The organism is Pseudomonas oplopanacis (assembly GCF_057128725.1).
This window is the reverse complement of sequence record NZ_JBSKHV010000004.1, coordinates 363,706-385,980: the sequence shown is the minus strand read 5'-3', so window position 1 is coordinate 385,980 and position 22,275 is coordinate 363,706. Positions and strand designations below refer to the sequence as shown.

The 22,275-nt window shown below is 58.5% G+C and carries 21 protein-coding genes and 1 tRNA gene; 14 read left to right on the top strand and 8 right to left on the bottom strand.

Features of this window, described 5'->3' with window-relative positions; translation table 11 throughout:
• Positions 1 to 277 precede the first annotated feature (277 nt).
• Positions 278 to 1,720 (top strand): magnesium transporter, encoded by a 1,443-nt coding sequence (mgtE, locus tag ACWKV5_RS12145; protein ID WP_010457218.1) that lies wholly within the window; start codon positions 278 to 280, stop codon positions 1,718 to 1,720.
• 103 nt (positions 1,721 to 1,823) lie between these two features.
• On the opposite strand, the gene ACWKV5_RS12140 is transcribed toward mgtE, so the two are convergent.
• The gene (locus ACWKV5_RS12140) at positions 1,824 to 2,150 is read right to left on the bottom strand and encodes an Arc family DNA-binding protein (RefSeq protein WP_003178899.1); all 327 of its coding nucleotides are present in this window, start codon (positions 2,148 to 2,150) and stop codon (positions 1,824 to 1,826) included.
• Positions 2,151 to 2,536: 386 nt separating this feature from the next.
• On the opposite strand from ACWKV5_RS12140, the gene phnN reads away from it, so the two are divergent.
• Positions 2,537 to 3,097: a phosphonate metabolism protein/1,5-bisphosphokinase (PRPP-forming) PhnN gene (gene phnN / locus ACWKV5_RS12135; RefSeq protein ID WP_483841436.1), complete on the top strand. Its 561-nt coding sequence runs from the start codon at positions 2,537 to 2,539 to the stop codon at positions 3,095 to 3,097.
• Here the strand turns inward: phnN and ACWKV5_RS12130 are convergent.
• Both ACWKV5_RS12130 and ACWKV5_RS12125 read right to left on the bottom strand, forming a co-directional pair.
• Complete coding sequence (locus tag ACWKV5_RS12130) at positions 3,072 to 3,251, bottom strand: PA3371 family protein (protein ID WP_123432848.1); 180 nt, start codon at positions 3,249 to 3,251, stop codon at positions 3,072 to 3,074. The genes phnN and ACWKV5_RS12130 overlap by 26 nt on opposite strands.
• 22 nt (positions 3,252 to 3,273) lie before the next feature.
• Positions 3,274 to 3,501 carry a hypothetical protein gene (locus tag ACWKV5_RS12125; protein WP_483841435.1) on the bottom strand — a complete coding sequence of 76 codons (228 nt, stop codon included), beginning with the start codon at positions 3,499 to 3,501 and terminating at the stop codon, positions 3,274 to 3,276.
• A 290-nt stretch (positions 3,502 to 3,791) separates the two neighbouring features.
• Here ACWKV5_RS12125 and ACWKV5_RS12120 point away from each other — a divergent pair.
• The 6 genes from ACWKV5_RS12120 (at position 3,792) to ACWKV5_RS12095 (ending at position 10,647) form a co-directional block, all read left to right on the top strand.
• Positions 3,792 to 3,868: transfer RNA gene (locus ACWKV5_RS12120), tRNA-Arg, on the top strand.
• 92 nt (positions 3,869 to 3,960) lie between these two features.
• A complete protein-coding gene (chrA, locus tag ACWKV5_RS12115; protein WP_483841434.1) occupies positions 3,961 to 5,298 on the top strand; it encodes a chromate efflux transporter in 1,338 nt (445 codons plus the stop codon).
• Positions 5,299 to 5,463: 165 nt separating this feature from the next.
• Positions 5,464 to 7,068: a response regulator gene (locus tag ACWKV5_RS12110; protein WP_483841433.1), complete on the top strand. Its 1,605-nt coding sequence runs from the start codon at positions 5,464 to 5,466 to the stop codon at positions 7,066 to 7,068.
• Positions 7,065 to 7,757, top strand: a complete 693-nt coding sequence (locus ACWKV5_RS12105) for a sensor histidine kinase (protein WP_483841432.1) — start codon at positions 7,065 to 7,067, stop codon at positions 7,755 to 7,757. The genes ACWKV5_RS12110 and ACWKV5_RS12105 overlap by 4 nt, the downstream gene beginning before the upstream one ends.
• Before the next feature lie 199 nt (positions 7,758 to 7,956).
• On the top strand, positions 7,957 to 9,198 hold the full coding sequence (locus ACWKV5_RS12100) for a glutamine synthetase family protein (protein ID WP_483841462.1): 1,242 nt from the start codon (positions 7,957 to 7,959) through the stop codon (positions 9,196 to 9,198).
• Between the two features lie 69 nt (positions 9,199 to 9,267).
• Entirely contained in the window at positions 9,268 to 10,647 is a 1,380-nt protein-coding gene (locus ACWKV5_RS12095; RefSeq protein WP_483841431.1) for an MFS transporter, read from the top strand.
• A gap of 66 nt (positions 10,648 to 10,713) precedes the next feature.
• On the opposite strand, the gene ACWKV5_RS12090 is transcribed toward ACWKV5_RS12095, so the two are convergent.
• The 4 genes from ACWKV5_RS12090 to flgA all read right to left on the bottom strand — a co-directional run bounded on the left by ACWKV5_RS12090 (position 10,714) and on the right by flgA (position 13,325).
• Positions 10,714 to 11,460 carry a flagellar brake protein gene (locus ACWKV5_RS12090; protein WP_483841430.1) on the bottom strand — a complete coding sequence of 249 codons (747 nt, stop codon included), beginning with the start codon at positions 11,458 to 11,460 and terminating at the stop codon, positions 10,714 to 10,716.
• 92 nt (positions 11,461 to 11,552) lie between these two features.
• Positions 11,553 to 12,020: a flagella synthesis protein FlgN gene (locus ACWKV5_RS12085; protein ID WP_483841429.1), complete on the bottom strand. Its 468-nt coding sequence runs from the start codon at positions 12,018 to 12,020 to the stop codon at positions 11,553 to 11,555.
• A 49-nt stretch (positions 12,021 to 12,069) separates the two neighbouring features.
• The gene (flgM, locus tag ACWKV5_RS12080; RefSeq protein WP_027923951.1) at positions 12,070 to 12,396 is read right to left on the bottom strand and encodes a flagellar biosynthesis anti-sigma factor FlgM; all 327 of its coding nucleotides are present in this window, start codon (positions 12,394 to 12,396) and stop codon (positions 12,070 to 12,072) included.
• 167 nt (positions 12,397 to 12,563) lie between these two features.
• Positions 12,564 to 13,325, bottom strand: a complete 762-nt coding sequence (flgA, locus tag ACWKV5_RS12075; protein WP_483841461.1) for a flagellar basal body P-ring formation chaperone FlgA — start codon at positions 13,323 to 13,325, stop codon at positions 12,564 to 12,566.
• A gap of 82 nt (positions 13,326 to 13,407) precedes the next feature.
• Here flgA and ACWKV5_RS12070 point away from each other — a divergent pair, with 82 nt between their 5' ends.
• The 6 genes from ACWKV5_RS12070 to flgE all read left to right on the top strand — a co-directional run bounded on the left by ACWKV5_RS12070 (position 13,408) and on the right by flgE (position 18,520).
• Positions 13,408 to 14,340 (top strand): chemotaxis protein CheV, encoded by a 933-nt coding sequence (locus ACWKV5_RS12070; protein WP_140667425.1) that lies wholly within the window; start codon positions 13,408 to 13,410, stop codon positions 14,338 to 14,340.
• Positions 14,341 to 14,386: 46 nt separating this feature from the next.
• Complete coding sequence (gene cheR / locus ACWKV5_RS12065; RefSeq protein WP_010457158.1) at positions 14,387 to 15,214, top strand: protein-glutamate O-methyltransferase CheR; 828 nt, start codon at positions 14,387 to 14,389, stop codon at positions 15,212 to 15,214.
• 362 nt (positions 15,215 to 15,576) lie between these two features.
• Positions 15,577 to 15,984, top strand: coding sequence for a flagellar basal body rod protein FlgB (gene flgB / locus ACWKV5_RS12060; RefSeq protein ID WP_223516188.1), 408 nt, complete (start codon positions 15,577 to 15,579; stop codon positions 15,982 to 15,984).
• Positions 15,985 to 15,987: 3 nt separating this feature from the next.
• On the top strand, positions 15,988 to 16,431 hold the full coding sequence (gene flgC, locus ACWKV5_RS12055) for a flagellar basal body rod protein FlgC (RefSeq protein ID WP_123432836.1): 444 nt from the start codon (positions 15,988 to 15,990) through the stop codon (positions 16,429 to 16,431).
• A 15-nt stretch (positions 16,432 to 16,446) separates the two neighbouring features.
• Positions 16,447 to 17,172 (top strand): flagellar hook assembly protein FlgD, encoded by a 726-nt coding sequence (gene flgD, locus ACWKV5_RS12050; RefSeq protein WP_483841428.1) that lies wholly within the window; start codon positions 16,447 to 16,449, stop codon positions 17,170 to 17,172.
• Positions 17,173 to 17,203: 31 nt separating this feature from the next.
• Positions 17,204 to 18,520 carry a flagellar hook protein FlgE gene (gene flgE / locus ACWKV5_RS12045; RefSeq protein ID WP_483841427.1) on the top strand — a complete coding sequence of 439 codons (1,317 nt, stop codon included), beginning with the start codon at positions 17,204 to 17,206 and terminating at the stop codon, positions 18,518 to 18,520.
• A gap of 291 nt (positions 18,521 to 18,811) precedes the next feature.
• On the opposite strand, the gene ACWKV5_RS12040 is transcribed toward flgE, so the two are convergent.
• Positions 18,812 to 21,706, bottom strand: a complete 2,895-nt coding sequence (locus tag ACWKV5_RS12040) for a ribonucleoside-diphosphate reductase subunit alpha (protein ID WP_483841426.1) — start codon at positions 21,704 to 21,706, stop codon at positions 18,812 to 18,814.
• Positions 21,707 to 22,275: the final 569 nt, after the last annotated feature.

Sequence of the window (22,275 nt, the reverse complement as noted above, 5' to 3'; positions counted from 1 at the left end):
ATTTTTTGAGGGCGGTGTGTTTTCTTTTCAGAATGAGTCGTCGCATTGGAAGAGATAAGTTGGCGCTCAGGTTTGGCTTGCAAGCGCTTGTTTCAGCCACGATTTTTTAACGTTTAAAACCGTTGGGCGGTGTATCATTGCGCCCGTCAGCCCCGCCGGGGCTTGTGGAATACCTCCATGGACTTACCCAGTAGTTACTCAGTACCCCGTTTTACCAATCATGAATTGACTGATTGATCCTTCCGGCGTGCCCCGCTGCTGGGAGTGGAGTTCGCCTATGTCCGAAGTTGAAGTAAAGAAAACGCAAGAAAGCCTGCAGGACCGCCTCGCTCAAGTTGTTGAGCTGTTGCAGCGTCAGCGGGTCGTCGAAGACCTGACTCATCGCCAGGAAGGTCCGCACCACGACCGGGTCGAGAACCTGGTTCACCGGCAAAACCTCGTCGAGCTGCAACGCAAGCTTGATGATCTGCACTCCGCCGACGTTGCCTACATCCTTGAAGCACTGCCGCTGGACGATCGTCTGACACTTTGGCAATTGGTCAAGGCTGATCGCGACGGCGACATCCTGCTCGAAGTATCCGACTCGGTCCGTGAAACCCTGATCGCCGACATGGACGATCACGAGCTCCTGGCTGCGGCCAAGGACATGGACGCCGACGAACTCGCTGACCTGGCTTCCGAGCTGCCGCGAGACGTCGTCCACGAGCTGATGGAGACCCTTGATGGTCAACAACGTGAGCGCGTTCGCTCCGCGTTGTCCTACGACGAGGAGCAAGTCGGTGCGTTGATGGACTTCGAGATGGTGACCATCCGTGAGGATGTCAGTCTCGAAGTGGTTCTGCGTTACCTGCGTCGCCTCAAAGAGCTGCCCGGCCACACCGACAAACTGTTTGTTGTCGACTACGACGGCGTGCTCAAAGGCGTACTGCCGATCAAGCGTCTGCTGGTCAACGATCCGGAAAAACAGGTTTCGGAAGTCATGGCCAGCGACCCGGTGAGTTTTCACCCGGACGAGGACGCCTACGACGCCGCTCAGGCGTTCGAGCGTTACGACTTGATCTCCGCCCCCGTGGTCGACAAGAACGGCAAGCTGATTGGCCGTCTGACCATCGATGAAATGGTCGACCTGATTCGTGAAGAGAGCGAAAACGAAGTTCTCAACATGGCGGGTCTGCGTGAAGAAGAAGATATTTTCGCGTCAGTCTGGAAATCCCTGCGCAACCGTTGGGCCTGGCTGGCGGTGAACCTGATTACCGCGTTTATTGCATCGCGCGTGATCGGCCTGTTTGAAGGCTCCATTGAAAAGCTGGTCGCATTGGCGGCGTTGATGCCGATCGTGGCCGGTATCGGTGGCAACTCCGGTAACCAGACCATCACCATGATCGTTCGGGCCATGGCGCTGGATCAGGTCAGTACCGGTAATACCTCGCGACTGATGCGCAAGGAATTGGCGGTCGGCTTGATCAATGGCCTGGTCTGGGGTGGGGTGATTGGCGTTGTGGCCTATCTGCTTTACGGCAGTTGGTCGCTCGGCGTGGTCATGACGGCCGCCATGACACTCAATCTGTTACTGGCTGCCCTGATGGGGGTTTTGATTCCGATGACCTTGGCGCGGCTTGGACGCGACCCTGCGATGGGGGCGAGCGTGATGATCACTGCCATGACCGACAGCGGCGGGTTCTTCATCTTCCTCGGACTGGCGACGATCTTCCTGCTCTGACTTGACCCACTTTAAGAAACCCGCCCAAGCGGCGGGTTTTTTATGGCCAGATTTCAGGCAAAAAAAAGCCAGCTATTATGCTGGCTTGAGCTTTCGGGGTGAATCAGGACGCGTCTGCGGCCATTTCAGCGTCGTGGGCGATCAGCGAAACGAGGGCGTTTTGCTGGCGGTGGGACAGTTGACGGAAACGTTGCAACAGTTCGCGTTCGTGCAATGACAGCTCCGGGCTGTCCAGGCGCATGCTCAACTCTTCGCCCAGTGCACCTTCCTGAATAAGACTCTGCTCCAGGCGTGCAATGATTTCGGAGTTCATGCTGCGATGATGATTGCGAGCCACCTCGGCAATGCGTTCACGCATTCCGTCTGGCAGACGTACGACGAACTTGTCAGCCGTACGGCTGGAATAAATTGCCTGTTTCAATGGGCGCATATATTTAACCGGTTAGTTCAGGGGAGCGGTTCTCGGGATTGGCCGCAGGATGTCTGGTAGGACAAGCTTACTGGCCAAATGTTCAACCTGAATTGAAAGAGGCCCGCATCATGCCTCAAGGAAGCCAGATCATTGGCGTCAATTCTGTGACAAATATTGAGCCGGGTAAAGGCTTAATGCCAGCACCCCTTGTCAGAAATGTGGACTGGTTGGAAAAGTTTGCCCAGAGCCGCATTGCTGACCGCGTCCTTTGCTCCCGCAGGTGATGTCTGAAGACGTCTGAGGGTGCATGCTATGCGGATTCGATCCTTGATCCTTGTCTGATACAGGATAGTGGCAAATGGCCGATTTACTAGGGGCGAACTCGCTCTGGGGGACGATTCAGGATGGATGGCAGGCTGATTTATCTGATGGGGCCTTCCGGATCCGGCAAAGACAGCCTCATCGAAGCGGCTCGTGAACCTTTACGGTCGATGAACTGCGAAGTGGTGCGCCGGGTCATCACGCGCTCGGCCGAGTCAGTGGGCGAGGATGCTGTTGGCGTCTCCCGCGAGGAATTTCTGCAGCTCCAAGATGCGGGTGAATTCGCGCTGTCGTGGCACGCCAATGGTCTGGATTATGGGATACCGATTCAGATCGATCAGTGGCTCAAGGAGGGGCGGCATGTATTGGTCAACGGTTCTCGCGGTCATATTGCCGAGGCGCTGCAGCGTTACCCCGATCTGGTACCGGTACTGTTGACCGTCAAGGATGAAGTGTTGCGCGAACGCCTGGTGCGGCGTGGTCGTGAGAGTCTCGCGGAAATTGACGCCAGGCTAGGCCGCAATACGCAGTTCGCGGCTGACGACGCGCCGGTCCATCGACTGGATAACTCTGGCGAGCTCGCCGTGACCGTTGCCCATCTCGTCGGTCTGCTGAAACTTAACGCAGCACCGGATCGAACTTGATTTTTCGCCCGGCAATCAAAGCCAACACAAACAACCCGGCGAAAACGCCGCAGGCAATCAGCGGCAGGGTGACAACCGCCTCTTGAACCAAGGCCAAATGAAGAATGCCACTCAGTAAGGCAAGGATCAAAAATCCTGCGGCTGATTTGGACATGCTGTGCTCCTGATAGGGTGATTCAAAATACAAAGCGTTCGGACGCCTGCGATACCGGGCCTTCCTGGCTCACATCCTGGCGAATAAACTCGCCCTGATCGCTCAAGACCGCCAATTGCGGGGCCTTTTGCAGTTGCAGGTAATGCGGCATGCGTTGAGCAACCTGCACCGCGCTGTTCTCGGGCGCAAAATGAAAACCCGCCAGGACTGCCAGGGCGATCGCATTCGAGAGTAAAAGGGCGCGGTTCATGAGGCTCACCTCTGTTGTTCTTGAGAACAGCTGAAGCAGCCCGCGTGCCAACAGTTTAACGGCTAATAAATCCTTTAAAAACAAAGAATTAACTTATCCTTTTGAAGTGTCCGCATTGCAAATTGCAATGGTGGCATTTTGAGAGGATGCAATTTGCACGGTAAACAAAGCCACAGCCCGGCGGGGCGCCTGCCTACACTTAAAAAGCCCTACGGACGACATGACAAATCCGGGCCTGCCCGTTAACATGCACGCCGTCCATCGCACCGCATTTCGTGCGGGCGACTTGTGTCTCAGTAGCTCAATTGGATAGAGCATCCCCCTCCTAAGGGGAAGGTTGGCAGTTCGAACCTGCCCTGGGACACCATCTATTTCACGGCGCCTTGCGCAATGCGCCGTTTCTGTCAGTGCCCGCATCGCACATTCCTTGCTTGTTCGTTTCCAGAGGCTTTGGCGCTAATGGTTGAAGAAGAGCTGTCCAGACCGGACGCAATCAGTCTTCGTGAAGCGTTCTGGTTCTGGTTGAAACTCGGCTTCATCAGTTTCGGCGGGCCTGCCGGGCAGATCTCGATCATGCACCAGGAGCTGGTCGAACGGCGGCGCTGGATATCCGAGCGCCGATTCCTGCATGCCCTCAACTACTGCATGTTGCTCCCCGGGCCGGAGGCGCAGCAGTTGGCCACCTATATCGGCTGGCTGATGCATCGAACCTGGGGCGGGGTGATTGCCGGCGCGCTGTTTGTGCTGCCGTCGTTGTTCATCCTGATCGGGTTGTCGTGGCTGTACATCGCCTTCGGTGACGTGCCGGTGGTGGCCGGGCTTTTCTATGGCATCAAGCCTGCCGTGACCGCCATTGTCGTGCAGGCGGCCCATCGGATCGGCTCTCGGGCACTGAAAAACAATTGGCTTTGGGCGATAGCAGCCGCTTCATTCACCGCCATCTTTGCGTTCAATGTGCCGTTCCCGCTGATCGTTCTGGGGGCCGCAGTGATCGGCTGTGTCGGCGGACGCCTGGCGCCCGAGAAGTTCAGGACCGGTGGTCATGGTGCTGCCAAAAAGTCCTTTGGCCCGGCCTTGATCGATGACGACACTCCATCCCCGGAACATGCCCGGTTCAGCTGGCCGAAATTGGCAATGCTGGCCCTGATCGGCGCCGCTTTATGGGCGTTACCAATGGGGATTTTGACCATCCTCTTTGGCTGGGACGGCACACTGACCCAGATGGGTTGGTTCTTTACCAAGGCTGCGCTGCTGACCTTTGGCGGTGCGTATGCCGTGCTTCCCTATGTCTATCAAGGGGCGGTCGGACATTATGGCTGGCTGACACCTACGCAAATGATCGATGGCCTGGCGCTGGGTGAAACCACGCCGGGGCCGTTGATCATGGTCGTGGCCTTCGTCAGTTTTGTCGGGGCGTACGTCGCTCAAGTGTTCGGCAGCGACCATGTTTTTCTCGCGGGAGCCGTCGCTGCCTGCCTGGTGACCTGGTTTACCTTCCTGCCCTCATTCCTGTTCATCCTCGCGGGCGGGCCATTGGTCGAGTCGACCCACAACGAGCTCAAGTTCACCGCGCCACTCACCGCGATTACGGCCGCCGTCGTGGGGGTGATTCTCAATCTGGCGTGCTTCTTCGGCTATCACGTATTGTGGCCAAAGGGTTTCAGCGGCCAACTCGACTGGCCCTCGGCACTGATCGCGATCGCCGCGGCCATTGCCTTGTTCCGCTTCAAGCGGGGCGTCATTCAGGTGCTGATGGCCTGTGCACTCGTTGGCCTGGCAGTGCATCTGCTGCGTTAGAAACACTAAAAAAGCCCTGCCGGAGACCCACATCCGGCAGGGCTTTTTTGTGCCTTCAAATAATTAGCCATCGCTTGGGACCCACTCAGTCTCAAGCTAACGGCACTCTTGGCCGATAACCCGAACGGTCACGCTCTTCTTCTTAAAACTGCCTGGAAATCTTCGATGCTGTCGTATCACCAAAAGAGTTTTCTGATCGTCGATGATTTCTCGGATTTCCGCAGTTCCGTCAGGTCCATGCTGCGTGAGCTGGGCGTCAAGGACGTGGACACCGCGGACTCTGGCGAGCAGGCGCTGCGCATGTGTTCGCAGAAGGCCTACGATTTCATCCTGCAGGATTTCCACCTCGGCGACGGCAAGAAGAACGGTCAGCAGGTCCTCGAAGACTTGATGATCGAGAAGCTGATCAGCCATGAAAGCGTGTTCGTCATGGTCACCGCCGAAACCAGCCAGGCCATGGTGCTCAGTGCGCTGGAGCATGAACCGGATGCCTACCTGACCAAGCCGTTCAACCGCTCGGGCCTGGCTCAGCGTCTGGAGCGACTGGAGCAGCGCAAGAACCTGCTCAAGCCGATCCTGCAAGCCCTCGACCGTGGCAAGCCGCTGGAAGTGCTCAATGCCTGCATCGAGCTATGCAAGAAGGACATCCGTTATTCGCCGCTGTGCCTGCGCTATCGCGCGGACGCGTTGCGCGACTTGAATCAGAACGAAGCGCTGGAACGCCTCTACGACAGCATCATTGCTGATCGGCCGTTGCCGTGGGCGTTTGCCGGGTTGGGCCAGTTGCTGTTCAAGCGCGGCCACGTCAGCCAGGCCAAGGGCATCTACGAAAAAGCCCTGAAAGTGTTTCCGATGATGCCGGCGCTGTATGACGGCATGGCCGACGTGCTGGTGGTCGAAGGCGACACCAAAGGCGCGCAGAAAGTATTGGAAGAAGCCATTCGCCTGTCGCCGCTGGCCGTGCGCCGGCAAGCGTTGCTGGGCAAACTGGCAATGACCAACGAAGATTTCGACACCGCCTCCCGGGCGTATCGCCAGGCGGTGTCCCAAGGGGCTCAGTCGCGTTTCAAGGATGCCGAAAGCAACCTCGGCCTGGCCCACGCCCTGATCAGCAAAGGCAGCGAGAAAGGCCTGGATACCCGCACCCGCCTGGAAATCAACACGACCCTCAGCCTGGTGGCCAAGGAGAACCCGTCTGATCCGGGCCTGCAGATTCGTGCGCGCCTGATGAAAGCCACCAGTTTGTTGCTCAACGACGGTGAAACGGCCGAGAAGCTCACCGAGCAAGCGATGATGCGCCTCGAAGGCATGGAGCAATTCATGAGTGCCGAGGCCGCGCTGCTGGTGGCCAAGCAGTTGCAAATGCTCGGTCAGGCAAGCGCTGGCGCCTCGATGCTGAAGAACTGCGCGGAAATCTACGGTGACGATCCGGTGGTGATGAAGGGTATCGCCAAACTGACCGACGACCCGACGATCCTTAGCTCCAGCAACGCCGCCGCCGAGCTGAACCGTGAGGGTGTGCGGGTGTACAAGACAGGCAATCTGGTGGAAGCCCGCTCGGTGTTCCGCAGGGCGCTGGCGATGCAGCCGAAAAACATCAGTATCGCGCTGAACATGGCGCAGTCGCTGCTGCACGGCACCGACACCAGTGTGCCATCGGCGGAAATCGATGAATGTCGGGTCTGCCTGAAAATGGTCGGCTTGATGCCCGACACGGACGCGCGTTATCCGCGCTATCAGAAACTCAAAATCAAGGCGTTCGGCGGATGAGCCAAGATAACCCGGCATTGGATTTCTCCACGGTGATTGCCTCCACCGTGCACGACATGAAGAACTCGTTGGCCATGCTGATGCAGGCTCACAGCCATTGGCTGGCGCGCTTGCCCGACCCGCAGCTGCACAGCCCGGAACAGGGCGTCATCGAGTATGAGTTCGCGCACCTCAATGGCATGCTGGTGCAGCTGTTGGGCCTGTACAAACTGGGCGTCAATCAATTGCCGTTGCAACCGGCCTACCATGATCTGGATGACTTTCTCGAAGCGCAGTTGGCCAGCCATCAAGAAGTGTTCGCCAGTCGCGGCATTATCGCCACTTATGAAGTCGACCCGTTGAGCCCGCTGGGGTTCTTCGACCGCGAGTTGGTCGCCTCGGTGCTCGGCAACATCATCAATAACGCCATACGATACGCGCGCGAGTCGCTGCTGATCAGCGTCAGTGACGAGGGCGGCCAACTGGTGCTGACCATCAACGACGATGGTGCGGGCTACCCGGCGGAGATGATCGAGTCTCAGGCGGACTATGTGCAGGGCATCAATTACAGCAGCAGTAGCACCGGCCTGGGCCTGTACTTTGCCGGGCGGATTGCCGCGTTGCATCAACGCAATGGTGTCGGCGGCAGCACCCGGCTCAGCAATGGCGGCCCGTTGGGCGGCGGCATGTTCAGCCTTTATCTGCCCTGAACATTCTTTATTGTGTGGCGCTGCTTGAAATTCTGAACAGGCGAAGCCTATTTTGTACGGGTCGCCGTTCGCGGCTCGCACAACAAAGGACTGAGTCATGACAACCGATGGCCATCGTTCACTCGCACAGCGATTGGCGGGCATTGATGAGATTGAATGTGTCACGCCGGACCTGAATGGAGTTCCCCGGGGCAAAGTGATGACGGCCGAGGGTTTCCTCGAAGGACGTCGGTTGCAGTTGGCGCGGGGTGTGCTGCTGCAATGCATCATGGGCGGGTATCCACCCGCGCGTTTTTACGGCAGTGATGACGGCGACCTCGCGTTGGTGCCGGACCCTGCGCACATCTATCGCCTGCCTTGGAGCCAGCAGCCACGAGCACTGGCCATTTGCGATGCGGACGAATTGAGCGGTGAACCGTCGAGCCTGTCGACCCGCGGTCAACTCAAGTCAGTGATCGCGCGTTACGCAGCGCGCGGCTTGGCGCCGGTGGTGGCGACCGAGCTGGAATTTTTCGTGTTCGCGCCCAACCCCGATCCGACTCAACCGTTCCAGCCGCCGCTGGGCCTGGACGGGCGTCGCGAGGACGGTCAGTCGGCATTCAGTGTCAGTTCCAATAGCGGCTTGCGGCCGTTCTTCAGTGAGGTCTACGCCTGCATGGCGGCGCTGGGCCTGCCGCGCGACACCTTCATGCACGAAATGGGTGTCAGCCAGTTCGAGATCAACCTGCTGCACGGTGATCCGCTGCTGCTGGCCGATCAGACCTTGCTGTTCAAGCACCTGCTCAAGGAAGTCGCGCTCAAGCATGGCCTGACCGTGGTCTGCATGGCCAAGCCGCTGGCGCACACGCCGGGCAGTTCGATGCACATTCACCAAAGCATCGTCGACATTGCCACCGGGCGTAACGTGTTCAGCGATGAGGCCGGTCAGCCGACCGCGACCTTCCGTCACTTTATCGGCGGCCAGCAGGCCGGCATGGCCGATTTCACCGCGCTGTTCGCACCGAACGTCAACTCGTATCAGCGCTTGTGCCATCCGTACGCGTCGCCGAATAATGCCTGCTGGTCCCACGACAATCGGGCCGCCGGGTTGCGCATTCCGGCCAGTTCGCCGGTCGCTCGTCGGGTCGAGAACCGTTTGCCGGGAGCCGACGCCAACCCGTACCTGGCCATCGCCGCCAGCCTTGCCGCCGGGTTGCATGGCATTGAGAACGAATTGGAACCCAGCGAGGCGATCCAGGGCGAATTCGAAGTGCCGGATAATCTTTCGTTGCCGTGTACCTTGCATGCGGCTCTTGAGCGTCTGAAACGTAGCCAATTGGCGAAGGAACTGTTTGGCACTGAGTTCATCGAAGGCTACGTCGCTTCGAAGTCCATGGAGCTGACCAGCTTCTTTGATGAAATTACCCCCTGGGAACGGCGTGTTTTAGCTGCTCAGGCCTGACGCTTCGTCGTCTTCGGGCTATCGTTTCGGTAGCCTGATCTTCACTGCAAGGAGCCGCTCGGAACGCCGATGCGCCAAATCTGGAAATCCTTTCGAGCGCTGTATTTCGCCTCGCTGATGATGTTGATCGGCTCGGGCCTGTTAAGCACTTACCTGGCCTTGCGCCTGGCAGCCGATCACGTCGACAGCTTGTGGGTCGGTGCGTTGATGGCGGCCAACTATTTCGGCCTGGTGCTGGGCGGCAAGATCGGTCACCGACTGATCGCCCGGGTCGGGCATATTCGTGCCTATGCCGCGTGTGCCGGGATCGTCGGTGCGGCGGTGCTCGGTCATGGATTGATCGACTGGCTGCCGGCCTGGCTGTTCCTGCGGGTGATCGTCGGCCTGGGCATGATGTGCCAGTACATGGTCATCGAGAGCTGGCTCAACGAGCAGGCCGATGCCAAGCAACGCGGCATGGTCTTCAGTGGCTACATGATCGCTTCCTATCTGGGGTTGGTGCTGGGTCAGCTGATTCTGGTCATGCACCCAGGCCTGGGCCTGGAGCTGCTGATGCTGGTCGCGCTGTGCTTCGCCCTGTGCCTGGTGCCGGTGGCCCTGACTCGACGGATTCACCCGGCGCCGTTGCACCCCGCGCCGATGGAGCCGCGCTTCTTCATCAAGCGCGTACCGCAATCGTTGAGCACGGTATTGGGAGCAGGGCTGATCGTCGGCTCGTTCTACGGTCTGGCGCCGTTGTATGCGTCCCAGCAGGGACTGTCCACCGAGCAGGTCGGTCTGTTCATGGGTAGCTGCATTTTTGCCGGCCTGCTGGTGCAGTGGCCGCTGGGTTGGCTGTCTGATCGTTATGACCGGGCGCTGTTGATCCGCTGTTTTGCCTTCAGCCTGGCGCTGGCCGCGCTGCCGCTGGCGATTCTGCAGAAGGTGCCGCTGGAGGTGTTGTTCATCTCCGGGTTCCTCTGTTCGCTGGTGCAGTTCTGCCTGTATCCGTTGGCAGTGGCGTTCTCCAATGACCACGTCGAAGGTGATCGCCGGGTCTCGCTGACGGCGATGCTGCTGGTGACCTACGGTGTCGGCGCCAGTATCGGGCCGCTGGTCGCCGGGGTGCTGATGAAGCTGTTCGGCAGCCACATGCTCTATGCGTTTTTCAGTTTCTTCGCGATGGTGCTGGTGTGGCGGATCCGTCCGAAAGCAGTTACCAACCTGCATCAGGTCGACGATGCGCCGCTGCATCACGTGGCCATGCCGGACAGCATGTCGAGTTCGCCGCTGGTGGTGTGCCTTGACCCGCGTGTCGACGAGCAGATCGTTCAAGAGCAGATGCACAGCCCGCCCCATCCGGAAGCGGAGCCGGGACCGGAGCCGGAGGTGGAACTGGAAGGAGAGCCGACGCCACCGGAAGACCCGGACGCCGGTCGCGAACAAAGCTTCACGGAAGCCAGACCCTGATAGTTGCGGCATAAAAAAACGGGCAGTCACCGCAAGGGACTGCCCGTTTTTTGTTGAAGCGTTGTATCAGAGATCGTCTTTGTCGAAGCGCCGTGCTTCACGCTGCAGCTGATACACGAAGCGCTCGACCTGACGCTGCACCAGCCCGCTCATGTTGTGAAAGCGGATGCCGGCGAAGGTGGTGGAGATCCTTTCTTCGAAGTGCAGATAACGCAGCTCAACCGGGGTGGTCATGCTGCCGAAGGGCAGGTCGGCGACGAAGCGGTCGTAGACCTGGCCCAGTTGCAGTCGGCCGGTGATGTCGCCGTCAAAGCGCAGCTTGCAGCCGGTGGCGGAAATATCCAGCAGCTTGCCGCTGACCGGGAACTTGAGCTTTTCACCGCCCAGTTCGACGTTGACCAATTGCGCCAGTTTCAATGCAGCCCGGAAGGCGTTGCGGCGCTGGTGGTAGACGACTTCGTCAGGCAGTTTGCCGCGATAGCAGCGGGTGTCGCTGAATTCGTCGATGCTCAGCGGGCCGTTGCTTTCCCAGGCGATGCGCACGCCGTCGTGGAAGCCTTCGACCCGAAACGACTCGCCCGCCAGCAGATAGCGCTCGCCATCGCGGGGCACCATTTCGTCCAGGGCAATCGTGTTGTTGTCCCGGTCAACCTCAACCAGATAGCTCTGGAAGCGCTGGTTACGTTCGTGGAACGTAATGATCAGCGGGTCATGGCTTTCTTGCAGCTGCCGCAGGTTACCCGCGATCTCCATGGGCGTGGAGAGCACCTTGGGTGGCTGCGGAGCATCTTCCGCGGTTAAGGCATTGGACACGGTTCATCGTTCTCCGGACAAAATGTGACAGCGCATGGCCAGCATACTGCCAGCATGTGACGCGTCTTGAAAGTGCGAACTCATCAACAGGTTCATGCCTGACTGAGCGGGCGCGGCTTCGCTAGCTTGGCGGTTGATCCGCGGGCATCGTAAAGCGCGGGTGGTTCGCCGCCGGTGAGGATCTTCAGCTGATTGGCCGTGGCGGCCTGCTGGACCAGGATCGACTGACCATTATTGACATTGATGGCCTGGCACTGCGCCAGAAGGTCGGTCAGGGCATCGCTTTGCGCAAGTAACTGGTCACCGACGCTGGATTGGCTGGCGAGTTGCTCCAGCCCCTTGCGATTGGTGGGCAGATTGAGGCTGGCGAGGACTTCGCTGCGCTTGCGGCCATGCTGTTCGAGCAGAATGATCATTGCCTGTTTGCGCGCCAGAATGTCTTCGAGCAGTGGCATGTCGCGACCATGCAAGGCGAGGGACTCGGTTTGCAGTAACTCCAGCAAGTGTTGCGCTGGAGCAAAGTCGTCGATGATCAGTTGCAGTAAATTAGTGTCGTGCATGGCTGGCCTTGGGGTTTAAGCGTCCAAAAGCCTGGCGCAGGCCGGGGGCCTAGCGCTGGGCTTCGAAGTTGAGCAGTTTGCTGGCTACACGGTTGCTGTCGACTTTATAGCTGCCATCGGCAATCGCTGCTTTCAACTCGGCCACGCGGGCATTGTCGACGGCAGGCTGATCGCGCAGCTTGTCAGTGACCTTCTGCAACTGTTGAGCCTCATTGCTGAGGTGTACCGATTCCCCGCTTTTGGCGGTACTGGCCTGTTCGGCCGGGGTATTCAGCGGCGCGGATTTGCCGGCTTCGGCAGTGTCCTTGTTGGCGCTGGTACGCGTACTGCCGGTCAGTGACGAGGAACTGTTCAAACGGCTGAAATCGATGACCATGATAAAAAACCTCTGGGAATTTGGACGCTTGCCATGTTTTCGGCTCTCCCTGCAAAAACTTTAGGCCCATTTATCAACGAGCCTGCATGCGCCAGCGCATTTCCTGCGTGAGGCACAGTTTAGGGAACAGCCACGGCCAGCGCCATGTTTTCGCAAGGGCAGAATTTCTACATGGCCACTTCCACCTGGCCCGGCGCCATGACCTGCGCCTTGATGACCCGTTGGGAGTTGAGGTTTTTTACCCGGATCTGTTCACGCAACCCGCCATTGGACAGGGCTTCGCCCGGCATGCGCACGCTGAGCGTACCACTGCGGGCAGTAATCACGACCTGATCGCCTTTGGAAATGACTTCGGCCTGTTCGAGATGGACCAGCGTCAGCACCTGATCGGCGACCGTTGGTCGGGTAAGTTTCTGCCCGATCGCCTGATCCGTCGAGGTGAAGTAGCCCTGACCGATCAGGCTGATGTCGCGTTCGCGCAGCATGACATCGCCCGGCTCGATAAAGCCGGCGCGCTTGAGCGGTCGGGTGGTGGTGACGACGTCGCGAAACAGGCGAACTTGAGCGGGCACGAAGACTGTCCAGGGTGAGGTGCTGTCGCAACGAACCTTGACCGTGACCCGACCAATCGGGATCGCCGGGCTCTCCAAAGTGGCTGTCAATTCCTTGTCGCACATGGGCATTCGCAGGCGCGGATCGAGCTGCTTGACCTCGATCTCATAACGACCTTCGGTTTGACTGGTCGCCAAATAGTCTTCTACGGTGAACTCAAGAAAGCCCTGAGTGACGCCGATAAGCATGTCAGGCAAGGTAACTGCGTCAGCAAGGGCAGGGCTGCCAGCGTTGAACAGGCAGACGGCCGACATCGCGCAAAGCACTTGGCGAGCGTTTGATGTCAGGCGTCGGAAAAATGTCGGTTCTGTGTTCATAAGAGTTAAAAAGCAAGCGCCGTGCCGTTTAGCAATGAACGTGCGTCGCAACACACTTAAGCGTTGGTGTAGGAGTCTGTGCATGGCTGGTGTAATGGATGCGGTAAACCAGCGCACGCAACTGGTAGGGCAGAATCGCCTGGAGCTGCTGTTGTTCCGTCTCGACGGCCAGCAGCTCTATGGGATCAACGTGTTCAAGGTTCGGGAAGTGCTGCAATGCCCAAAACTCACGCTGATGCCAAAATCCAGTCCTGTCGTGTGCGGTGTGGCAAATATCCGGGGGGCGACCATTCCGATTCTTGATCTGGCCATGGCGACCGGCTCCGGCGCGCTGAAAGATCAAAGCAATCCGTTCGTGATCATCACCGAGTACAACACCAAGACCCAGGGGTTCCTGGTGCGCTCGGTGGAGCGCATCGTCAACATGAACTGGGAAGAGATTCATCCGCCACCCAAGGGCACGGGGCGCGATCACTACCTGACGGCTGTGACTCGGGTCGACAATCAGTTAGTCGAAATCATCGACGTCGAGAAAGTCCTCGCGGAAGTGGCGCCGACGCCGGAAGCAATTTCGGTCGGTGTGGTCGATGTCGAAACCCAGCACAAGGCCTTGTCCTTGAAGGTCTTGACCGTCGATGACTCGTCCGTGGCACGCAAACAGGTGACCCGTTGCCTGCAAACGGTCGGTGTCGAAGTGGTGGCGTTGAACGATGGCAAACAAGCGCTGGACTATCTGAAAAAGCTGGTCGATGAAGGGAAAAAGCCGGAAGAAGAGTTCCTGATGATGATTTCCGACATCGAGATGCCGGAAATGGACGGGTACACCCTCACGGCCGAGATCCGCAACGACCCGCGCATGCAAAAGCTTCATATCATCCTGCATACTTCGTTGTCGGGGGTATTCAATCAGGCGATGGTCAAGAAAGTCGGTGCTGATGACTTCCTTGCCAAATTCCGTCCTGATGACCTGGCATCCCGGGTAGTCGACCGGATCAAAGCAGCAGATATCAGCTAGGGGCCTTCTGCCCCTGGTGGTTAACACGATTTAAGAGGCGGCATCTTTGTCTACGGGTAATTTGGATTTCGAACAGTTCCGGGTCTTCCTGGAAAAAGCCTGTGGCATTTTGCTCGGTGAAAACAAGCAGTACCTGGTCTCGAGCCGTCTCAACAAACTGATGGAACAGCAAGGCATCAAATCCCTGGGTGAGCTGGTCCAGCGCATCCAGACCCAGCCGCGCAGTGGTTTGCGCGAGATGGTGGTGGACGCGATGACCACCAACGAAACCCTGTGGTTTCGTGACACCTATCCGTTTGAAGTGTTGAAGAACAAGGTATTGCCTGAAGCGATCAAGGCCGCGCCCGGCCAGCGTTTGCGGATCTGGTCCGCGGCGTGTTCGTCGGGTCAGGAACCGTACTCGCTGTCGATGTCCATCGACGAGTTCGAGCGCGTCAATATGGGCCAGCTGAAGATGGGGGCGCAGATTGTCGCCACCGACCTGTCCGGCACCATGCTGACCAACTGCAAGACCGGCGAGTACGATAGCCTGGCGATCGGCCGTGGCCTGTCGCCCGAGCGTCTCCAGCGTTACTTCGACCCGAAAGGGCCGGGGCGCTGGGCGATCAAGGCGCCGATCAAGAGCCGCGTGGAGTTTCGCTCGTTCAACCTGCTGGACAGCTACGCGGCCCTCGGCAAATTCGACATCGTGTTCTGCCGCAACGTGCTGATCTACTTCTCCGCCGAGGTGAAGAAGGACATCCTGTTGCGCATTCACAGCACGCTCAAGCCGGGCGGCTATCTGTTCCTCGGTGCGTCTGAAGCGCTGAACGGTTTGCCGGACCATTACCAGATGGTCCAGTGCAGCCCGGGGATCATTTACCAGGCGAAGTGATTCGTTGGCGGCACAAAAAACGGGAGTCCTCAGGGGCTCCCGTTTTTTTTGCCGATGATTTCCCGCCAACACCACTAAACCCTGTGGGAGCGAGCCTGCTCGCGAAAGCGCTGGGTCAGGCAATGCAGATAGATGTCGACTGACAGGACGCCTTCGCGAGCAGGCTCGCTCCCACAAGGGATCTGCGTTGCTCTTGAGAAAGCGGCAGAAAAGCGGCATCCAGCGGAAACCGGTTGCCGCTTTTCTGGCATTGCCGCCCTTGCCACTGCCCGCAAAGCCCCGGTTTCCGGGCTTTTTCGATTTGGCACGCCGCTTGCTATGTCTCTGTTACGAAAAATCAGGTCACCCGAAGGTTTCCCGACATGAGCATCAGCTTCGATAAAGCGCTCGGTATCCACGAACAAGCCCTGGGCTTCCGCGCTCAGCGTGCCGAAGTCCTGGCCAACAACATCGCCAACGCCGACACCCCGAACTACAAGGCTCGGGATCTGGACTTCTCCAAAGTGCTCGCCGCACAGAACGAGAAAACCAAGAGCGGTACTTTTGCCTTGAACATGACCAACAGCCGTCATATCGAAGCTGAAGGCCTGGGCAATGGCGACGAGTCGCTGCTGTATCGCACGCCGATGCAACCGTCGATCGACCAGAACACCGTGGACGCCCAACTGGAACAGTCGAACTACGCGGAAAACGCCGTCGGCTTCCAGGCCAGCTTCACCCTGCTCAACAGCAAATTCAAAGGGCTGGTATCAGCCCTGCGCGGAGAGTAATTCATGTCTCTATCCAGTGTTTTCAACATTGCCGGTAGCGGCATGAGCGCACAAACCACGCGTTTGAACACCGTGGCCTCGAACATCGCCAACGCCGAAACCGTCTCGTCGAGCATCGACCAGACCTATCGCGCCCGTCACCCGGTGTTCGCCACCATGTTCCAGGGCGGCCAGAACGGCGGCAGCGATTCGCTGTTCCAGAGCCAGGACGCTGCCGGTCAAGGCGTGCAAGTGCTCGGCGTGGTCGAAGACCAGAGCAACCTCGAAGCGCGTTATGAGCCGAACCATCCCGCTGCCGACGCCAAGGGCTACGTCTACTACCCGAACGTCAACGTCGTCGAAGAAATGGCCGACATGATTTCCGCGAGCCGTTCGTTCCAGACCAACGCCGAAATGATGAACACCGCCAAAACCATGATGCAGAAGGTCCTGACCCTCGGTCAGTGATAAGGGGCGACTCAGATGAGTGTTACCGATACCACCAGCGGCTTGAGCCTCAAGGATGTCCTGGCCAACTCTTCGGTCAAGACCAATAACACCAGCAGCGACGGCCTGGCCGGAGCCACTAACAGTGCCACCGGCAATAAAGCATTGGGCAAAGATGCCTTCCTGCAATTGCTGGTGACTCAGCTGAAAAACCAGAACCCGCTGGAACCGCAGGACAACGGCGCGTTCGTCGCTCAGTTGGCGCAGTTCAGTAGCCTGGAAGGCATCACCACGCTCAACGATACGGTCAGCGGCATTGCCGGCAACTACAACTCGTCGCAAGCGTTGCAGGCTTCTTCGCTGGTGGGTCGTTCGGTCGTCGCCCAGACCGACACCGCGGTGGTCGATACCTCCAAGAGTTTCAACGGTACAGCAGTCGTACCGGCCTCGACGAACCCGGTCACGATCAAGATCACGGACACCGATGGCAAAGTCGTTCGCACCATCGATCTTGGCAGCCAGCAAGCCGGCAACGCCGGTTTCATCTGGGACGGCAAGAACGATGCGGGTGAAGTGGCCAAGGCCGGCACCTACAAGTTTGCAGCTACCGCGACTTACGACAGCCAGGCGACCTCGCTGGTGACTTACCTGCCGGCAACCGTCAACAGCGTGACCATCAGCCAGACCGGCGGTGAATTGATGCTGAACCTGGCAGGCCTGGGCAGCGTTGCCCTGTCCAAAGTACAGACCATTGGTATATAGAGCCGACTAACACGGCACAAAGGAGTGGAATATGTCTTTCAATATCGGCCTTAGCGGTCTCTATGCAGCCAACAAACAACTGGACGTCACCGGCAACAACATCGCCAACGTCGCGACCACCGGTTTCAAATCGTCCCGTGCAGAATTCGAAGACGTGTACTCGGCCACGCGCCTGGGTACCGGCAGCAAGACCGTCGGCAACGGCGTGCGTCTGGCCAACGTTTCCCAGCAGTTCGGCCAGGGCGACGTGAACAACACCGGCAACGTGTTGGACATGGGTATCCAGGGCAACGGTTTCTTCGTCATGAGCGACAACGGCTCGCTGAGTTACACCCGTGCCGGTGCGTTCAAGACTGACGCCCAGAACTACGTGGTCGACAACAACGGCCGCCGCTTGCAGGGTTTTGGCGTAGACGCCAACGGCAAGATCATCAACGGCGTGCTGACTGACCTGAAAATCGACACCTCGAGCCTGGCGCCGCACGCGACCACCCGTGTCGACCAGACGATGAACCTGAACTCCTCGGACCCACTGCCGACAGTGACGCCGTTCAACGTCAAAGACACCAACAGCTACAGCAAGACCATTTCCACCCCTGTGTTCGACACGCAGGGTAACCAGCACACGATGGACCAGTACTACGTTAAAAATGCGGCGTCCAACTCCTGGACTGTCTACACCTACATGGACGGCCGTAGCCCAACCAACCCGCTGGCTGAGCCGCCGGTGCCGATCACTGCTGACCTCACCTTCAATCCTGATGGCAGCATCAAGACCCTGGTTGGCGGTGCGGGCTGGACGCAAACCGGTACCACCCTGACCATGACAGGCTGGAAGCCGGGCGTGCTGGTTAACGCCAACACCAACCCACCAACCTGGGCCCTGAACGGCTCGGACGCAGCCGCGGCCGGTATCGCGTTCGACATGACCAAAACCACGTCGTACGCTTCGCCAACCGCACGTACTGCGCAGTACCAGGACGGTTACGCGACAGGCCAGATTTCCAGCCTGACCATCGACGAAAGCGGTGTCATGACCGCCAACTTCACCAACCAGCAAACCAAGGCCATCGGCCAGGTCGCCATTGCCAGCTTCGCCAACGAACAAGGCTTGCAGCCAATTGGTGGTACTGCCTGGAAAGAAACCTTCGCCTCGGGCGTGCCTGGCATCGATGCTCCGAAAACCGGTACCTTGGGTTCGGTTGTGTCCAACTCGCTGGAAGAGTCCAACGTCAACCTGACCAACGAACTGGTTGATTTGATCAAGGCGCAGAGCAACTACCAGGCGAACGCCAAGACCATCTCCACCCAGAGCACCATCATGCAGACCATCATTCAGATGACTTGATGCCTGATAGCGCTGCATAAAGAACCCCTCGAAAGAGGGGTTTTTTTATGCCCGGGATTTGTCTCCGGATCTTGGTATTTCGGTTGTCTGGGCCGGCCTCTTCGCGAGCAGGCTCGCTCCCACATTTGACCGCATTCCTCCAGGCCAACCCGGTCTCCTGTGGGAGCGAGCCTGCTCGCGAAGAGGCCAGTGGGGGCGCCACTTTCCACCAGGCAAAAGAAAACCCCCGACCCATCCAGAGGATTGATCGGGGGTTTCAGGTCAGCGCCCTTCAGCGCCTACCGGCTCAGCTTATTGGCAAGCTTCGCAATCCGGCTCGTCGATGGCGCAGGCCTTCGGCACTGGAGCAGGGCCGGCAGGTGCTGCCAGGACCGAATCTTCACCTTGGTTGCCGCCGCTGGAAACAGCGTTCAGCTTGCCGGTGTTGATGGTCGACTTCTCGGTGCTGGTCGCGGCCAGGGCACGGAGGTAGTAAGTGGTTTTCAGACCACGGTACCAGGCCATGCGGTAGGTCACGTCCAGCTTCTTGCCCGATGCACCAGCGATGTACAGGTTCAGCGACTGAGCCTGGTCGATCCACTTCTGACGACGGCTTGCCGCGTCAACGATCCACTTGGTGTCCACTTCGAAAGCAGTCGCGTAGAGCTCTTTGAGTTCTTGCGGGATGCGCTCGATTTGCTGCACCGAACCGTCGTAGTACTTCAGGTCGTTGATCATGACCGAGTCCCACAGACCGCGAGCCTTCAGGTCGCGAACCAGGTACGGGTTGATCACGGTGAATTCGCCCGACAGGTTCGATTTCACGTAGAGGTTCTGGTAGGTCGGTTCGATCGACTGCGAGACGCCAGTGATGTTGGCGATGGTCGCGGTCGGTGCGATGGCCATGATGTTGGAGTTACGAATGCCTTTCTGTACACGGGCGCGAACCGGTGCCCAGTCCAGGGATTCTTTCAGGTCAACGTCGATGTACTTCTGGCCACGTTGCTCGATCAGGATCTGTTGCGAATCCAGCGGCAGGATGCCTTTGGACCACAGCGAACCCTGGAACGTCTCGTAGGCGCCACGCTCATCGGCGAGGTCGCAGGAAGCCTGGATCGCGTAGTAGCTGACCGCTTCCATCGACTTGTCGGCGAAGTCGACGGCAGCGTCGGAACCGTAAGGAATGTGCTGCAGGTACAGCGCGTCCTGGAAGCCCATGATGCCCAGGCCGACCGGACGGTGCTTGAAGTTGGAGTTCTTCGCTTGTGGCACCGAGTAGTAGTTGATGTCGATAACGTTATCGAGCATGCGAACAGCGGTGTTCACGGTGCGTTCCAGCTTGGCGGTGTCCAGCTTGCCGTTGACGATGTGGTTCGGCAGGTTGATCGAGCCCAGGTTGCAAACGGCGATCTCGTCCTTGTTGGTGTTCAAGGTGATCTCGGTGCACAGGTTCGAGCTGTGGACCACGCCCACGTGCTGCTGCGGGCTGCGCAGGTTGCACGGGTCTTTGAAGGTCAGCCATGGGTGGCCGGTTTCAAACAGCATGGACAGCATTTTGCGCCACAGGTCTTTGGCCTGGATGGTCTTGAACAGTTTGACCTTGCCTGGGTATTCGGTCAGGGCTTCGTAGTACTCGTAGCGCTCTTCGAAGGCTTTACCGGTCAGGTCGTGCAGGTCCGGGACTTCGGATGGCGAGAACAGGGTCCACTTGCCGTCATCGAAGACGCGCTTCATGAACAGGTCAGGGATCCAGTTGGCAGTGTTCATGTCGTGGGTACGACGACGGTCATCACCGGTGTTCTTACGGAGTTCGATGAACTCTTCGATGTCCATGTGCCAGGTTTCCAGGTAGGCACACACAGCGCCTTTGCGCTTGCCACCCTGGTTAACGGCAACGGCGGTGTCGTTCACTACCTTGAGGAACGGAACAACGCCCTGGGATTTACCGTTGGTGCCCTTGATGTACGAACCGAGCGCACGAACCGGCGTCCAGTCGTTGCCCAGGCCACCGGCGAATTTCGACAACATGGCGTTGTCGTGGATCGCGTGGTAGATGCCCGACAGGTCATCCGGCACGGTGGTCAGGTAGCAGCTCGACAGCTGTGGACGCAGGGTACCGGCGTTGAACAGGGTCGGGGTCGAGGACATGTAGTCGAAGGACGACAACAGGTTGTAGAACTCGATGGCACGGTCTTCTTTCTGCTTCTCTTCGATCGCCAGGCCCATGGCCACGCGCATGAAGAAGATTTGCGGCAGTTCGAAGCGGATACCGTCCTTGTGGATGAAGTAACGGTCGTACAGGGTTTGCAGGCCCAGGTAGGTGAACTGCTGATCGCGCTCGTGGTTGATCGCCTTGCCGAGTTTTTCCAGGTCAAAAGTGGCCAGGACCGGGTTCAGCAATTCGAATTCGATACCCTTGGCGATGTACGCAGGCAGCGCCTTGGCGTACAGGTCGACCATCTCGTGGTGGGTGGCGCTTTCGGCAACGTTGAGGAAGCTCAGGCCTTCGGCACGCAGGGTGTCCATCAGCAGGCGAGCGGTCACGAACGAGTAGTTCGGCTCACGTTCAACCAGGGTACGGGCAGTCATCACCAGGGCGGTGTTGACGTCGGTCAGGGCCACGCCGTCGTACAGGTTTTTCAGGGTTTCGCGCTGGATCAGGTCGCCGTCGACTTCTTCCAGGCCTTCGCACGCTTCGGTGACGATGGTGTTCAGACGACCCATGTCCAGAGGTGCAAAGCTGCCATCGGCGCGGGTGATGCGGATCGACGGGTGAGCGTTGACAGCTTCTTCGGCCGGGGCGTGGGCGGCGCGTTGTTTCGAACGGCCGTCACGGTAGATCACGTAGTCGCGGGCTACTTTCTGCTCGCCGGCACGCATCAGGGCCAGTTCGACCTGGTCCTGGATTTCTTCGATGTGGATGGTGCCGCCCGATGGCATGCGACGCTTGAAGGTCGCGGTGACTTGTTCGGTCAGGCGGGCCACGGTGTCATGGATTCGCGACGAGGCGGCAGCGGTGCCGCCCTCAACTGCGAGAAACGCTTTGGTGATGGCGACGGTGATCTTGTCATCGGTGTAAGGAACGACAGTGCCGTTACGCTTGATCACACGCAGTTGGCCAGGCGCGGTAGCGGACAGATCCGAAGTCGAATCAGCGGCCTGCGGCAAGGTGCCCTGCGGGTTCTCGCGAGTTGTGTCGGTTTGCATGGGGGGGTGTCTCCACATTCTCTATGTTTGTTTGGGCACCATAAAGGTGCCCACCGTTCTGTCCAAAAGCACTACAACCGACGGGGGTCGGGCATAACAACTTCGGGACAGTAGGAAAAAGGCTAATGATGCCGCTTCCTTGCCGAAGTTTTTGGCCGCGAGCCTGGGCTCGAAACCGGATTCCTTTCAGGGGTGCCAGTAATGACTGCAACACCCGTACCGTTTTGGCTGTTCTGGCCTGAAAAAACGGTGCCATCCGCCTGTGCGGTTTGGGCTTGTAAATTCGTGCTTGGTTCAACCATAAACAGGCAATAAAGCGCTTGAGTTTCTGGTCTGAAATGTGGTTGGGCTTTTAAGCTAAAACCCTACATGTAGGGTTTTTTTGGCGCCGAGCTACAAGATAATGCGTTTTGGAGGGTGTTGCAACGTACTACCTGTGGATAAACCTGTGCGTAAATTGTGTGTGAAAGGTGGAACGGGCGTGTAGGCCGCGACCTAGCTGGAGCGCACCGTTTTTCATCGATTTTCAACGATTGAAAACAGCTGTTTGGATTTTTAAGGGCGCGAAC